Below are 14756 nucleotides of genomic sequence, written 5' to 3' on the forward strand. Positions count from 1 at the left end.
TTCGACGGTGACCTCCTTGCCCCCTATGAAGAGCTGGAACTTCTTGTCCGAGCCAAGAATCGAAATCGGCGAGCGAGTCTGGTCCGCAGCGCCGCGGCTGCGTTAGCGATGCCTTTCTTGAGATCGCGCAGGACGATCTTCGTGCCTTGCTCGAAGTCGATCGAATCTGTGGCTAGCGGGGTGGGGTGATAGGGCTCCTTGCTCGTGCCCTTCTTCTGAGCGTCCAAGACCTCTCGGATCTTCGGAACGGACATTGCAAGCGCGCTGAGCTCGCCGTCGCGCGCCGTGTACACCTCGACTGTGTTGGCGATCGAAAAGAGGGACAGCTTTCCGATGCCCTTACGTCCCATGACCGCACGTTGGTGCTTTGGTGTGATCGCAGCACCGTCCACGCGACGTTCGTAGCCGACGTTCAGGAACCTATCGTTGACCTCGGTGCGGGTCATGCCATGGCCGTCGTCGATGATCGTGACCGTTCCCGCGCCGGGGTCAACGGTGATTTCAACTCGCTCGGCATCCGCGTCGTAGCTGTTCGCGACAACCTCGCTCAGGACGGCTGGCACATTGCTGTACAGGTTGAGCCCGAGATGGTTCAGCACATTGAGGCTGATCGTCATCGTGTAGTCGTGGTCAGGCATCCCGCTCCCTCGTGTCGCCCCCGGACCATGCTAGGGGCGTGCCGCGACACTCGCGAGAGAGCGGAGCCGAGCCAAGGCTGAGCTCGGCTCGATCCGCATCGCGCCGTAGGGTGCGCTGAGTGCGAACCGCAACGAAGAGCGGCGCCTGACGCTGAAGGCGTTAGAGGACATTTCCGCGTGTCAGGCACCGTTTCGGGCCTAGCCTGCAGGCCAGCGACACCCCGGAATTGGAGATCGTAATACAGCTCGAACTGGCTCCCCGGATTCTCAAAGCTAGGTGCTGTCGTGTCGTGTCGGGATCGTGAAGCACGTCTGACGCCACACGCGCGGCGGCGATCGGTACTTCATCGAGGTCACCGACCTGCCCGATCAGCGATGGCGCCTGGCCGAGGCTGCCGCGACGACGACGCCCAGAGCAACCCCGCATTCCTGCACAGCCGTTTGTGAGGCAAAAACCTTCGTGACCTTCGTTGGGCAGGCAAGCTGCACAACGAAACCCTCCTCCATGTAGCCGCACTCGGACTACGGGTGCCCCCGCCTGCGAGCCGGCCAATTCCGACAGGCGCCGAGCGATCTCCGCATCGCGGTCGGAAGCCGCGTGCTGGCAGCGGCTCGCCGGTCTTAGGGGTTTAGCGGCCGGGGCGACCCGTGAGTCCGCCTGAGTCCGCAGGCGTGACAACGGCCCGCCGCGCGTCAAGGAGAGCAGACGCGGGCGGGCCGCCGTACGAGGGAGAGCACGGTCGCGACCGGGGTCGGGCCGTGCCGCGCGCGTGCCCCCACAGCACGGCGCGTGCTCGCACCCGTCCCAACGACGCCCCCGGCGACTGGTTACGTTTCAATCCGCGCCGGTGGGCGGGCGGCAATGGGGGCGCCGGGCGTCGGGGGCGGTCGATACGATCGGCCGGTCCGATCCACCAGCCGAAGGGTCCATCGTGTCCGAGATCAAGGTCGTCCGCAGCCACGCAGGTCAGCGTGAGGAGCGGACGATCACGACCGGCACCAAGGCGTGGGAGCTGTTCGCCGACGACACCGAGGTGATCGCGGCGCGCGTGGGTGGCGTCCTGCGCGACCTCGCCCACGAGGTGGCCGACGGCGACGAGGTCGAGTCGGTGGCCATCGACAGCGCCGACGGGCGCGACATCCTGCGGCACTCGGCCGCCCACGTGATGGCGCAGGCGGTGCAGGACCTCTTCCCCGACGCGCGCCTCGGCATCGGCCCGCCGGTCGAGAACGGCTTCTACTACGACTTCGACGTCGAGACCCCGTTCGTGCCCGACGACCTCGCGAAGATCGAGACCCGGATGCGCAAGATCATCAAGGAGGGTCAGCGCTTCAGCCGCCGCGTCACCACCGACGCCGAGGCGATCGACGAGCTCAAGGACGAGCCCTACAAGCTCGAGCTGATCGGCCTGAAGGGCTCCGGCAACAGCGCGGACGCCGCCGAGGGCGCCTCGGTCGAGGTCGGTAGTTCGGCCGACGCCGAGCTGACCATCTACGACAACATCCGCCGCGACGGCGAGGTGGCGTGGAGCGACCTGTGCCGCGGCCCGCACCTGCCCACCACCAAGCGCATCCCGGCCTTCAAGCTGATGCGCACCGCCGCGGCCTACTGGCGCGGCGACGAGAAGAACAAGCAGCTGCAGCGCATCTACGGCACCGCCTGGGAGACCAAGGAGGCGCTCGAGGAGCACCTGCACCGCATCGAGGAGGCCGAGCGGCGCGACCACCGCAAGCTCGGCCGCGACCTCGACCTCTACTCCTTCCCCGACGAGATCGGCTCCGGCCTGCCCGTCTTCCACCCGCGGGGCGGCGTCATCAAGAGGGTGATGGAGGACTACGTCCGCCAGCGCCACATCGAGGAGGGCTTCGAGTACGTCGGCACCCCCCACATCGCCAAGGAGGGGCTCTTCCACACCTCCGGGCACCTGCCCTACTACGGCGAGGGCATGTTCCCCGCGCTCGACGTCGACGGCATGGACTACCGCCTCAAGGCGATGAACTGTCCGATGCACAACCTGATCTTCCGCAGCCGGCAGCGCTCCTACCGCGAGCTGCCGCTGCGGCTGTTCGAGTTCGGGTCGGTCTACCGCCACGAGAAGTCCGGCGTGGTGCACGGGCTGACCCGGGTGCGTGGCTTCGCCCAGGACGACTCGCACTCCTACGTCACCCCCGAGCAGGCGCCCGCCGAGATCAAGCACCTCCTCGACTTCTGCCTGGGCCTGTTCCGCGACTTCGGGCTCGACGACTTCTACCTCGAGCTGTCGACCCGCGACGACTCCAAGCCCGACAAGTTCATCGGCTCCGACGACGACTGGGCGATGGCCACCGGCGTGCTCGAGCAGGTCGCCGTCGACTCGGGCCTCGAGCTGGTGCCCGACCCGGGCGGGGCGGCGTACTACGGCCCGAAGATCTCCGTGCAGGCACGCGACGCGATCGGCCGCACCTGGCAGATGTCGACCATCCAGTACGACTTCAACCAGCCCTCGGCCGAGCGGTTCGGCCTCGAGTACGTCGCCGACGACGGCTCGCGCCAGGAGCCGGTGATGATCCACTCGGCCAAGTTCGGCTCGATCGAGCGCTTCATCGGCGTCCTGGTCGAGCACTACGCCGGCGCGTTCCCGCCGTGGCTGGCGCCGGTGCAGGTGCAGGGCATCCCGGTGGCCGAGCGCCACCTCGACCACCTCTACGCCGTCGCCAAGCAGATGAAGGCGGCCGGGCTCCGCGTCGACGTCGACGACTCCGACGACCGCATGCAGAAGAAGATCCGCAACGCGCAGCTGCAGAAGGTGCCGTTCATGGTGATCGTCGGCGACCAGGACGTCGAGGCGGGCGCGGTCTCCTTCCGCTACCGCGACGGCCGCCAGGACAACGGCGTCCCGGTCGACGAGGCCATCGAGCGGGTGGCCGCCGCGGTGGCCTCGCGCGAGCAGGTCTGAGGACGCCGGTCCAGCCGCGTTCTGGGTGAGCCGCCCGGCCTCGGGGCCGTGGTGGGCTCGACCCATGCCGCGCAAGATCGCCACCGCCGACACGGTCGACCTCCAGGACGTCCTCGCCTTCGCCCGCGAGCGCCACCACTACGTGCTCATCACGCACCGCAGGGACGGCAGCCCGCAGGTCAGCCCGGTCACCGGGGGAGTGGACGACGAGGGCCGGTTCGTCATCTCGACCTACCCCGAGCGCGCGAAGACCAACAACGCGCGCCGCGACGAGCGGGTCAGCCTGCTCGTGCTCAGCGACGACTGGGACGACGCGTGGGTGCAGGTCGACGGCACGTGCGAGGTCATCGACCCGCCCGACTCGGTCGAGCCGCTGGTCGACTACTTCCGCGCCGTCGCCGGCGAGCACCCCGACTGGGACGAATACCGGCAGGCGATGCGCGACCAGGGCAAGTCGCTGCTGCGCATCACGCCGACCCGGTGGGGTCCGATCGCGACGGGCGGCTTCCCGCCGCGGTTGGCCTGAGAGCTCGGAGGTCTCGAGGCTCGGCCGTGGCCGGCCTCGCACCTCGACCATCGTCATCCCACGATGGCCGAGGAGCGACGAGGCCTCGCGTGCGGCGTCCCTTCGACAAGCTCAGGGTCCGTGTGGCCGGGTACGCGTGATGCCCACCGGGTCTCGAGGCTCGGCCGTGGCCGGCCTCGCACCTCGACCATCGTCATCCCACGATGGCCGAGGAGCGGCGAGGCCTCGCGTGCGGCGTCCCTTCGACAAGCTCAGGGTCCGTGGGGCCGGGTACTCGTGGCATTCGCGAAGTTACTGAGACGTAACGTCACAGACACCCTTTACCTCAGACGTGGTGTCGCACTAACGTCGTGGCATGACGACGACGGACCTGAGCTACGAGGACCGACTGCGCACGCTCAGCGAGGCCTCGGTGGAGCAGCACTTCGACGCCTTCCTCGACATCGACTGGGACGACCCGGCCTACGCCGTCGACCCGGACGACGAGCGGTGGATCCTGCCCGAGGCCGACGTGCTCGGCCGTCATCCCTGGTACCGCGGGCTGCCGAAGCGGGAGCAGATCCGCGTCGGCCTCTACCGGCAGACCAACGTCACCAAGGTCGGCCTGCAGTTCGAGCAGGTGCTGATTGCGGGGCTGATGAACTACGCGATGGGGCTGCCCAACGGGTCGCCGGAGTTCCGCTACGCCACCCACGAGGCGACCGAGGAGACCCACCACACGCAGATGTTCCAGGAGTTCGTGAACCGCACCGGGCTCGACGTCCCGGGCGGCTCGCGGCTGTTCCGCATGCTCAGCCCGGTGCTGCCGCTCGCGGCGCGGGTGGCGCCGTACGGCTTCTTCTACGGCGTGCTGGCCGGCGAGGAGCCGATCGACCACGTGCAGAAGACGATCCTGCGCGGCGGTGACGACCCCGACCGCCCGCAGCACCCGCTGCTGCGACGCATCATGCAGATCCATGTCGCCGAGGAGGCGCGCCACATCGGCTTCGCCCACCAGTACCTCGAACACCAGGCGCCGCGCCTGAGCCGCGGCGAGCGAGCACTGCTCTCGGTGATCGTGCCGGTCGTGATGCGCTGGCTGTGCGACGAGATCCTCGTGCCCAGCAAGCAGGCGCAGCGCGACATGGGCCTGCCGCGCTCGGTGGTCAAGGACCTCTACTGGGACACCCCCGAGTCGCAGCGCTTCCTGCGCGACCTGTTCGGCGACGTCCGCATGCTCGCCGAGCGCACCGGCATCGTCGGCCCGGTCTCGCGGCACGTGTGGCGGGTGCTCGGCATCGGTGGGCGGCCCTCGCGGTTCCGGGGCGAGCCGGCCCCGGCGTCGGCCTCGGAGCGCGCGGCCGCCTAGCCGGCGGGGACGTCGCATGGCCTACGTCGTCACGCAGTCGTGCTGCGCCGACGCCTCGTGCGTGGTCGCGTGCCCGGTCAACTGCATCCACCCCGCGCCGGGCGAGGAGGGGTTCGCGACCGCCGAGATGCTGTACGTCGACCCGCGTGCCTGCGTGGGGTGCGGCGCCTGCGCGACGGCGTGCCCGGTCGACGCCATCAAGCCGGCCGCCACGCTGACGCCCGACGAGCGCCCGTTCGTCGCACTGAACGCCGACTACTACGACTGCTTCCCTCACCACGACCGGACGCCGCTCGCCCCGGTCGCCCCGCAGCGCCGACTCACGCGGCCCGGGCCGGTGCGGGTCGCCGTCGTCGGGGCCGGGCCGGCCGGGCTCTACGCCGCCGACGAGCTGCTGCGCCACCCCGGCATGAGCGTCGACGTCTACGACCGGCTGCTGACGCCGTACGGGCTCGTGCGGCACGGCGTGGCGCCCGACCACCCGCACACCAAGCGCGTCGAGACGCTGTTCCGCGCCATCGAGGAGCAGCCGGGCTTCCGCTACGCGCTCGGCGTCGACGTCGGCCGCGACGTCACCCACGCCGACCTCGCGCGCCGCTACCACGCCGTCGTCCACGCCGGGGGAGCGAGCGCCGACCGGCGGCTCGGCGTCGAGGGGGAGGACCTGCCCGGCTCGCTCGCCGCCACCGACCTCGTCGCCTGGTACAACGGCCACCCCGAGCGGCAGGGGCTCCCCGTGCCGCTGCACCACGAGCGGGCCGTGGTGGTCGGCAACGGCAACGTCGCCCTCGACGTCGCCCGCATGCTCGCCCTCGACCCCGCCGACCTCGAGCGCACCGACGTCGCCGCGCTGCCGTGGGCGGCGCTCGCCCGCAGCCGGGTGCGCGAGGTCGTCGTCCTCGGCCGACGCGGGCCGGCCGACGCCGCGTTCACCCTGCCCGAGCTGGTCGGACTCACCGCGCTCGTGGACGCCGGCCGCCTCACCGTGCGCCTCGACACCGGCGGCGACCCGCTGCCCGACGGACTCCCCGCCTACGTCGCCACCCTCGCCCACCGGCCACCGAGCCCCGGCGCCCGCACGATCGTGCTGCGGTTCCGCACCACGCCCGTCCGCATCGTCGGTGACACGACGGTGAGCGGCGTCGAGGTCGAGCGCGACGGCGTCCGCGAGACGATCGAGGCCGGGCTCGTCGTCCGCGCCATCGGCTACCACGGTCGGCCCGTGCCCGGGCTGCCCCACGACCCCGTCACCGGCACCGTCACCAACGACGGCGGCCGGGTGCGGCCGGGGCTGTACGTCGCCGGCTGGGCCAAGCGCGGCCCGAGCGGGTTCATCGGCACCAACAAGGCCTGCGCTCAGCAGACCGTCGAAAGCCTGCTCGACGACCTGGACGACGGCCTGCCCGACCCGACCGAGCCGGCCGACCTGCCGCCGGGCGCCGTCGGGCTGGCCGGCTGGCGCGCTCTCGACGGCGAGGAGCGGCGCCGCGGCCAGGCCCGCGGCCGGCCCCGGGCGAAGGTCGTCGACCCCGACGAGCAGCGCCGCCTGGCCCGTGCCGCCGCGCCCCCGCGGCCGCGGCGCGGCTACCCTGCCGTGAGGCGCCTGCTCGCACGGCGCTGACATCCGGGGAGCCGAGGGGGCGACGTGGCGCAGAGGCAGGACGGGCGTCAGTCGCGCTGGACCCAGCACAACGCCGAGCGCCGGCTGCGCATCCTCGACGCCGCCACCGCCGTCATCGAGGCGGGCCCGCCGGGCGAGGAGTTCCACGTCCAGCAGATCGCCGAGCAGGCCGGCCTCAACCGCACCGCGGTCTACCGCCACTTCGACGACCGCGCCGACCTCGACCGCGCCATCCGCGCCCACGTGCTCGACGGGCTCACCGCCACGCTGCTGCCGGCGGTCAACCTCGACGGCACCGTCAACGAGATCATCCGCCGCATCGTCTCGACCTACGTCGACTGGGTCGTCGAGCACCGCGCGCTGCACGCCTTCGCCGTCCACGAGGTCAGCGGACCGGCCGAGCAGGGCGCCGACCAGATCGCCGCCGCGCTCGCCGAGCTGCTGCAGACGGTCATCGTGGTGCTCGGTGCCGACCTCGACGACGACGAGCGGGCGCTGGTCGACCCGCTCGCGCACGGCCTCGTCGGAGCGGTCTTCGGCGCCGTGCGCCGCTGGGTCTCGCTCGAGCCGCGTCGTCCCGACGCCGACCGGGTCAGCGAGCTGCTCGCCCACTCGGTGTGGAGCCTGCTCGACGGGCACGCCCGCCGGATCGGCCTGCACCTCGACCCCGACCGCCCCATCGTCGAGCTGCTCCCGGCGGCGGAGTGACGGGCGCCTGATGGACGACGAGACGCTGCACCAGGACGGCGTGGGCGACGGCGACGGCCTCGAGCGCCTGTGGACGCCGCACCGCATGGCCTACATCCGCGGCGAGAACAAGCCCGAGGACGACTCCGAGGGGCAGTGCCCGTTCTGCCGCATCCCGACGCTGGACGACGTCGCCGGGCTCGTCGTGCGCCGCGGCCGGCTGGTCTTCGCCGTGCTCAACCTCTACCCGTACTCGCCGGGGCACCTCATGGTGTGCCCCTACCGGCACATCGCGGACTACACCGAGACCACCGACGAGGAAGCGGCCGAGCTGGCCGACCTGACGCGTGAGGCGATGCGCACGCTGCGGTCGGTCTCGCAGGCCGGCGGGTTCAACGTCGGCATGAACCAGGGCTACACCGCCGGCGCCGGCATCGCCGCCCACCTGCACCAGCACGTCGTCCCGCGGTGGCCGGGCGACCAGAACTTCATGCCGATCATCGGGCGCACCCGCACGCTGCCCGAGCTGCTCACCGACACCCGGCAGATCGTCGCCGACGCGTGGGTGGCCGGCTGAAGGTCGGCCGCGGGTGGCCCTTCGACAGGCTCAGGGTCCGTGTGGGTGCCGTGGCGTGGAGGGTCCGGGGGTCTCGAGGCTCGTCGCCAGGGCTCCTCGCACCTCGACCATCGTGAGCGCCGGCCCCCACGGTGGTCGAGGTGCGAGGCCGGCCACGGCCGAGCCTCGAGACCTCGCGCGGACACGCGGACGGGCCGCGAGACCCCCCAGCGGTCTCGCGGCCCGTCGCGGCCCGTCGCGGCCCGTCGCAGCTCAGAGACGCTCGAGGACCGCCTCGCGGGCCTCGGCGTAGCGAGCGCGGACGGCGGGCACCGGGTCGGCCTCGTGGACCGTGGTGCCCGACAGCTGCCACGCCGGCGGCTCGTCGCCACCGGCGAGCACCCAGGCGGCCTGACGGGCCGCGCCGAGGGCGACGTACTCGCCGGCCGGCGGCACGTGCACCGGGTGCCCGAAGACCGTCGGCGCGATCTCGCGCACCGCGGCCGACGCGGCCCCGCCGCCGACGAGCAGCACCCGCTCGACGACGGCACCCTGCTCGACCAGCGCCTCGATGCCGTCGGCCAGGCCGCACAGCAGCCCCTCGACCGCGGCCCGCGCCACGTAGGCGGGGGTGAGCGAGGTGAGCGTGAGGCCGTGCAGCGAGCCGCTCGCGGTGGGACGGTCGGGCGTGCGCTCGCCCTCCAGCCACGGCACCAGGACGGCGCCGCCGGCCCCGGCGGGCGCCGAGAGTGCCAGCTCGGAGAGGCGGTCGTGGTCGACGCCGAGCAGCGCGGCCGTGCGGTCGAGCACGCGGGCCGCGTTGAGCGTGGCCACCAGCGGCAGGAACCGTCCGGTGGCGTCGGCGAACGAGGCCACGAGCCCGCTCCCGTCGGCGGCCGCCACGTCGCTGACGGCGCAGGCCACCCCCGACGTGCCGATCGAGACCACGACGTCGCCCGGCCCGGCCGAGAGGCCGAGCGCCGCGGCGGCGTTGTCGCCCGTGCCGGCCCCGAGGACGGCGCCCCCGCCGCTCACCGTGCCCGGCGAGTCGGTCGGCCCCAGCACGCGCGGCAGCCGCGCGTCGTGGCCGAGGGCCCGCTCGAGCAGGTCGCGCCGGTAGTCGCCGTCGCCCGGTGACCAGTAGCCGGTGCCGCTGGCGTCGCCGCGGTCGGTGGCCAGGCCGTCGAGGCCCGGGCCGTCCATCGCGCCGGCCAGCCGCCAGGTCAGCCAGTCGTGCGGCAGGCACACCGCCGCCACCCGGGCCGCGGCCTCGGGCTCGTGCTCGGCCAGCCACCGCAGCTTGGTCACCGTGAACGAGGCCACCGGCACCGAGCCGACCGCCTCGGTCCAGGCCTGCGGACCGCCCAGCTCGTCGATGAGCGCGGTCGCCGCCGGCGCGGAGCGCGTGTCGTTCCACAGCAGCGCCGGCCGGACGACGTCGCCGGCCTCGTCGAGGCAGACCATGCCGTGCTGCTGGCCGCCCACGGCGACCGCGGCGACGTCGTCCAGGCCGCCGGCCTGGTCGATCGCCTCGGTCAGCGCGGCGTCCCAGGCGGCCGGGTCGACCTCGGTGCCGTCGGGGTGCGAGGCGCGTCCCTGACGCACGACGGCCCCGGTCGCGGCGTCGACCACCAGCACCTTGCACGACTGGGTGGAGGAGTCGACGCCGGCGACCAGCCGGCCCGTGGGGGAGTCGGCCATGCTCAGCGGACGCCGTAGAGGTACTCGAGGGCGAGCTGGTCGAGCCGCTCGAAGGCCATGCCGCGGCGGCCGGCCTCGTCGGGGTCGAAGGACTCCTGGCGCAGCTGGGCCAGCGTCTCGCCCTCGGCCAGCGTGGGCTGCGCGAGCTGGTCGAGACGGGCGGCGGCCAGCGCCTCCTGCACCTCGGGGTCGGCGCGGAAGGCCTGGGTCTTCTCGCGCAGCACCAGGTAGTTGGTCATGCAGCCGGCGGCCGAGGCCCACACGCCGTCCATGTCCTCGGTGCGCGGCGGCTTGAAGTCGAAGTGACGCGGGCCGTCGTAGCCGTAGGTCTCGAGCACGTCGACGGTCCAGAAGGCGCCGCGCACGTTGCCGGCGCCGAAGCGGAGGTCCTGGTCGAAGCGCGGACCGGTCTGGCCGTTGAGGTCGACGTGGTAGAGCTTGCCGGCCCACAGCGCCTGGGCGATGCCGTGGGCGAAGTTGAGCCCGGCCATCTCCTCGTGGCCGACCTCGGGGTTGACGCCCACCAGCTCGGGGCGCTCGAGCTCGGCGATGAAGGCGAGCGCGTGGCCGATGGTCGGCAGCAGGATGTCGCCGCGCGGCTCGTTGGGCTTGGGCTCGAGCGCGAAGCGCATGTCGTAGCCCTGCTCGACGACGTAGGCGCCGAGGACGTCGAAGGCCTCGCGGTAGCGGTCGAGCGCGGAGCGCACGTCCTTGCTGGCGCCGGACTCGGCGCCCTCGCGGCCGCCCCAGGCGACGAAGGTCGTGGCGCCGAGCTCGGCGGCGAGGTCGATCTGCTCGGCGGTCTTGCGCAGCGCGAAGCGGCGCACGTCGCGGTCGTTGTTGGTGAAGCCGCCGTCGCGGAAGACCGGGTGGCTGAACAGGTTGGTGGTGAGCATCGGCACGACGAGGCCGGTCTCGGCCAGGGCGTCGCGCACCACGCCGAGCAGCCGGTCGCGCTCGGCGGCGCTGGAGCCGAAGGGGACGACGTCGTCGTCGTGGAAGGTGATGCCGTAGGCGCCCAGCTCGCTCAGCTTGCGGATGGCCTCGCCCGGGTCGAGCGGCGGGCGCACCGCGCCGCCGAAGACGTCGACGCCCTGCCAGCCGACGGTCCAGAGGCCGAACGAGAAGCGGTCGTCGCGGGAGGGGGTCGGGATGGTCACGAAGGCGTCTCCTGGGTTCGTTTTCTGTGACAACAAAAGTTCTGCTCAAGTGCTTGCGCACGGCTCCTGGCCGTGACTAAGTTGTGCGCCGCAACATATATCGTGACGGCAGTCACACGGCAACCCCATGTCCGGGGAACGATCGATGGAGGGTCCACCATGAGTCGCTCGATGCGATGGAGGAACGGGACGCGCACCGCGTCCCTCGTGGCCGTGGGCGTCCTCGCCCTGGGCGGCCTGGCCGCGTGCGGCGACGACGACGGCGGCAGTGACGGCGGCGGCGACGGCGGCGGCGACGGCGGCAGCAGCGACGCGAGCGGCGGCAAGGTCGGCGTGATCCTGCCCGACGCCACCACCTCGCCCCGGTGGGAGACCCAGGACCGCCCGAGCCTGCAGGCGGCGTTCGACGAGGCCGGCATCGACGCCGACATCCAGAACGCGCAGGGCGACGTCGAGCAGTTCGGCCGCATCTGCGACGGCATGATCAACGACCAGGTCAACGTCATCATGATCACCAACCTCGACTCCGACTCCGGCAAGGCGTGCCTGAGCAAGGCCGCCGACGCCGGCATCCCGAGCATCGACTACGACCGGCTGACCCTCGGCGGCGGCGCGTCGTACTACGTCTCCTTCGACAACGTCCGCGTCGGCGAGCTCATGGGCGAGGGCCTGATCACCTGCCTGGACGACGAGAGCAAGACGCAGGCGAACATCGTCTACATCAACGGTCTCGCGGCCGACAACAACGCCTCGCTGTTCAAGGAGGGCTACGAGAACGCGCTGGCCGACAAGATCGACAGCGGCGACTACTCGCTCGTCGGCGACCAGGCCGGCGACTGGGACGCCACCGTCGCGGGCAACGCGTTCGAGCAGCTGCTCACCGCCAACCAGGGCAAGATCGACGGCGTCGTCTCGGCCAACGACACGATGGCCGGCGGCATCATCGCCCGTCTGCGCGCGCAGAACCTCAACGGCCAGATCCCGGTCACCGGCCAGGACGCCTCGGTCGAGGGTCTGCAGAACATCCTCAAGGGCGACCAGTGCATGACGGTCTACAAGAACACCAACCTCGAGGCCGAGACCGCCGCCAAGGTGGCGATCGCGCTCATCACCGGCTCGACCGACGACGCCGACGCGCTCGTGACCGGCACCGTGCCCGACAGCGAGACCGGTGAGGACGTTCCCTCGATCCTGGCCGAGCCCGTCTCGGTCACCGTCGAGAACATGCAGCAGGTCTTCGACGACGGCAGCGCCGACCCGGCCGAGGTCTGCTCCGGCGACGTCGCCCAGCTGTGCGAGGAGGCCGGCGTCGGCGGCTGACCCCGCCACGCCGGGTGTGCCGCGAGAGCGGCACACCTCCCCGGCACCCCGACCGGGGTCGCCGCCCCACCCGCGGCGGCCCCGGTCGTACGGCGCGCCCGCGCCGTGCCTCCGCGCGCCCGCGCCCGCTCCGCAGCCCCACACCGTCCGACAGCCAGCCAGCCAGCCAGACCCCGTCCCGGGAGGACCACCATGACTTCCGCCGCCCTCGAGAAGAACCCCCCGAGCAAGGCGTCGCCACCTCTCCTCTCCCTGCGGGGGGTCCAGAAGAGCTTCGGTGCCGTGCACGTGCTCAAGGGCGTCGACCTCGACGTCCGCCCGGGCCGCGTCACCGCGCTGGTCGGCGACAACGGCGCGGGCAAGAGCACCCTGATCAAGGGCATCGCCGGCATCCACACCTTCGACGAGGGCAGCTACACCTTCGAGGGCAACGAGGTCAGTGTCTCGAGCCCCAAGGACTCCAACGAGCTCGGCATCGAGGTCGTCTACCAGGACCTCGCGCTGTGCGACAACCTCGACGTCGTCGACAACATGTTCCTCGGTCGCGAGCTGGCCCACGGCCCGGTGCTCGACGACACCACCATGGAGCGCCGCGCCCGCGAGACGCTCGACGGGCTGTCGGTGCGCACCCTCGCGTCGGTGCGCACCAGGGTCGCCTCGCTCTCCGGCGGTCAGCGGCAGACCGTGGCCATCGCCCGGGCCGTGCTCTGGAACTCCCGCATCGTCATCCTCGACGAGCCCACCGCCGCGCTCGGCGTGGCGCAGACCGAGCAGGTGCTGCTGCTGGTGCGCCGCCTGGCCGACCAGGGCCTGGGCGTCGTGCTGATCTCGCACAACCTCAACGACGTCTTCCAGGTCGCCGACGACATCGCGGTGCTCTACCTCGGCACGATGGTGGCCCAGGTCGAGACCAGCGAGGTCAAGCACGGCCAGGTCGTCCAGCTCATCACCGCCGGCCGCTACGAGGAGGACGCGCGATGACCGCCGTCGACACCCCCCAGACCTCCGGACCCGCGGGCGGCGGCTCCGGCTCCGCCGACATCAAGCAGGTCGGCCCGCGCGAGATCGTCCACGACTACCTGGTCAAGGTCCGCGGCGGCGACATCGGCTCGCTGCCGGCCGTGCTCGGCCTGCTGACCCTCATCATCCTCTTCTCGATCCTGCGGCCCGACAGCTTCCTGACCTCGCTGAACGTCGCCAACCTGATCAACCAGTCGGCCGCCGTCGTCATCCTCTCGATGGGCCTGGTCTTCGTCCTCCTGCTCGGCGAGATCGACCTCGCGGCCGGCTACACCGCCGGCACCTGCGCCGGCGTCATCGGCTGGGCCGCGACCAACCAGGGCTGGCCCGTGCCGGTCGCGCTCCTGCTCGGGCTGGTGGCCGGTGTGGTCATCGGCGCCGTCATGGGCAGCCTGGTGGCCTACCTCGGCATCCCCTCGTTCGTGGTCACGCTGGCCTTCTTCCTCGGCCTGGCGGGTCTGCTGCTGCGCATCGTCGGCAACGGCAAGACCATCTCCTATCCCGAGGGCTTCCTGATCGACATCAACAACGCCACCCTGCCGGTCTGGCTGGGGTGGGCCGCGGCGATCGTCGGCCTCGCCGTCTACGCGGGCTCGCGGCTGCTCGGCAACCTGCGCCGGCGCCGGCTCGAGCTGGCCGCCGAGCCGCTCCTGCTGTGGGGCCTGAAGAGCGTCGTCCTCGCCGTCCTGGTGCTGGCCGCGGTGGCCTACCTCTCCCAGGAGCGGGCCATCAACCCGGCGTTCCGCTCCCTCAAGGGCGTGCCGGCCATCGTGCTGGTGGTGGTCGGACTGCTCGTCCTGCTCACCCTGCTGCTCAACCGCACCCGCTGGGGCCGCCACGTCTACGCCGTCGGCGGCAACGCCGAGGCCGCGCGCCGGGCCGGCATCAACGTCGTCTGGGTCAAGGTCAGCTGCTTCATGCTCACCGGCGCGCTCGCCGCGGTGGCCGGCCTGACCCTCGCCAGCCGCAACAACGGCGTCACCGGCGAGACGGGCGGCGCCAACACGCTGCTGCTCGCCGTCGGCGCGGCCGTCATCGGTGGCACGAGCCTGTTCGGCGGCAAGGGCCGCATGGTCGACGCCATCATCGGCGGCCTGCTGATCGCGGTCATCCAGAACGGCCTGCTCATCCTCGACCAGCCGGCGAACATCTTCCAGATGGTCACCGGCGGCGTCCTCCTGCTCGCAGCGACCGTCGATGCGGTGAGCCGACGACGCAGCGCCGCGACCGGACGGGGCTAGTC

12 protein-coding genes are annotated in these 14756 nt (G+C 71.9%); 9 read left to right on the forward strand and 3 right to left on the reverse strand.

The genetic code is table 11. The features are described from left to right. Positions 1–23 precede the first annotated feature (23 nt). Positions 24–638 (reverse strand): ATP-binding protein, encoded by a 615-nt coding sequence (locus ABEA04_RS17215; protein WP_345461399.1) that lies wholly within the window; start codon positions 636–638, stop codon positions 24–26. A 932-nt stretch (positions 639–1570) separates the two neighbouring features. On the opposite strand from ABEA04_RS17215, the gene thrS reads away from it, so the two are divergent. The 6 genes from thrS to ABEA04_RS17245 all read left to right on the forward strand — a co-directional run bounded on the left by thrS (position 1571) and on the right by ABEA04_RS17245 (position 8333). Next, positions 1571–3574 (forward strand): threonine--tRNA ligase, encoded by a 2004-nt coding sequence (gene thrS / locus ABEA04_RS17220; RefSeq protein ID WP_345461402.1) that lies wholly within the window; start codon positions 1571–1573, stop codon positions 3572–3574. A 64-nt stretch (positions 3575–3638) separates the two neighbouring features. Continuing rightward, on the forward strand, positions 3639–4100 hold the full coding sequence (locus tag ABEA04_RS17225; protein WP_345461405.1) for a PPOX class F420-dependent oxidoreductase: 462 nt from the start codon (positions 3639–3641) through the stop codon (positions 4098–4100). Positions 4101–4455: 355 nt separating this feature from the next. Next, on the forward strand, positions 4456–5448 hold the full coding sequence (locus tag ABEA04_RS17230; RefSeq protein WP_345461408.1) for an AurF N-oxygenase family protein: 993 nt from the start codon (positions 4456–4458) through the stop codon (positions 5446–5448). A gap of 16 nt (positions 5449–5464) precedes the next feature. After that, the gene (locus tag ABEA04_RS17235; protein ID WP_345461411.1) at positions 5465–7069 is read left to right on the forward strand and encodes an FAD-dependent oxidoreductase; all 1605 of its coding nucleotides are present in this window, start codon (positions 5465–5467) and stop codon (positions 7067–7069) included. A gap of 24 nt (positions 7070–7093) precedes the next feature. Then, positions 7094–7777, forward strand: coding sequence for a TetR/AcrR family transcriptional regulator (locus ABEA04_RS17240; protein ID WP_345461414.1), 684 nt, complete (start codon positions 7094–7096; stop codon positions 7775–7777). Between the two features lie 10 nt (positions 7778–7787). Then, positions 7788–8333 carry an HIT family protein gene (locus tag ABEA04_RS17245; RefSeq protein ID WP_345461416.1) on the forward strand — a complete coding sequence of 182 codons (546 nt, stop codon included), beginning with the start codon at positions 7788–7790 and terminating at the stop codon, positions 8331–8333. 252 nt (positions 8334–8585) lie between these two features. Here the strand turns inward: ABEA04_RS17245 and xylB are convergent, their stop codons facing one another. After that, positions 8586–10013, reverse strand: a complete 1428-nt coding sequence (gene xylB, locus ABEA04_RS17250) for a xylulokinase (protein ID WP_345461418.1) — start codon at positions 10011–10013, stop codon at positions 8586–8588. Positions 10014–10015: 2 nt separating this feature from the next. After that, positions 10016–11173 carry a xylose isomerase gene (xylA, locus tag ABEA04_RS17255; protein WP_345461420.1) on the reverse strand — a complete coding sequence of 386 codons (1158 nt, stop codon included), beginning with the start codon at positions 11171–11173 and terminating at the stop codon, positions 10016–10018. Positions 11174–11344: 171 nt separating this feature from the next. On the opposite strand from xylA, the gene ABEA04_RS17260 reads away from it, so the two are divergent. The 3 genes from ABEA04_RS17260 to ABEA04_RS17270 all read left to right on the forward strand — a co-directional run bounded on the left by ABEA04_RS17260 (position 11345) and on the right by ABEA04_RS17270 (position 14754). Beyond that, the gene (locus ABEA04_RS17260) at positions 11345–12493 is read left to right on the forward strand and encodes a sugar ABC transporter substrate-binding protein (RefSeq protein ID WP_345461422.1); all 1149 of its coding nucleotides are present in this window, start codon (positions 11345–11347) and stop codon (positions 12491–12493) included. A 192-nt stretch (positions 12494–12685) separates the two neighbouring features. Next, on the forward strand, positions 12686–13474 hold the full coding sequence (locus tag ABEA04_RS17265; protein ID WP_345461425.1) for an ATP-binding cassette domain-containing protein: 789 nt from the start codon (positions 12686–12688) through the stop codon (positions 13472–13474). Further along, positions 13471–14754: a sugar ABC transporter permease gene (locus tag ABEA04_RS17270; protein WP_345461428.1), complete on the forward strand. Its 1284-nt coding sequence runs from the start codon at positions 13471–13473 to the stop codon at positions 14752–14754. The genes ABEA04_RS17265 and ABEA04_RS17270 overlap by 4 nt, the downstream gene beginning before the upstream one ends. Positions 14755–14756: the final 2 nt, after the last annotated feature.

The sequence above is a fragment of the Nocardioides marinquilinus genome, from assembly GCF_039543705.1.
GTDB lineage: Bacteria > Actinomycetota > Actinomycetes > Propionibacteriales > Nocardioidaceae > Nocardioides > Nocardioides marinquilinus.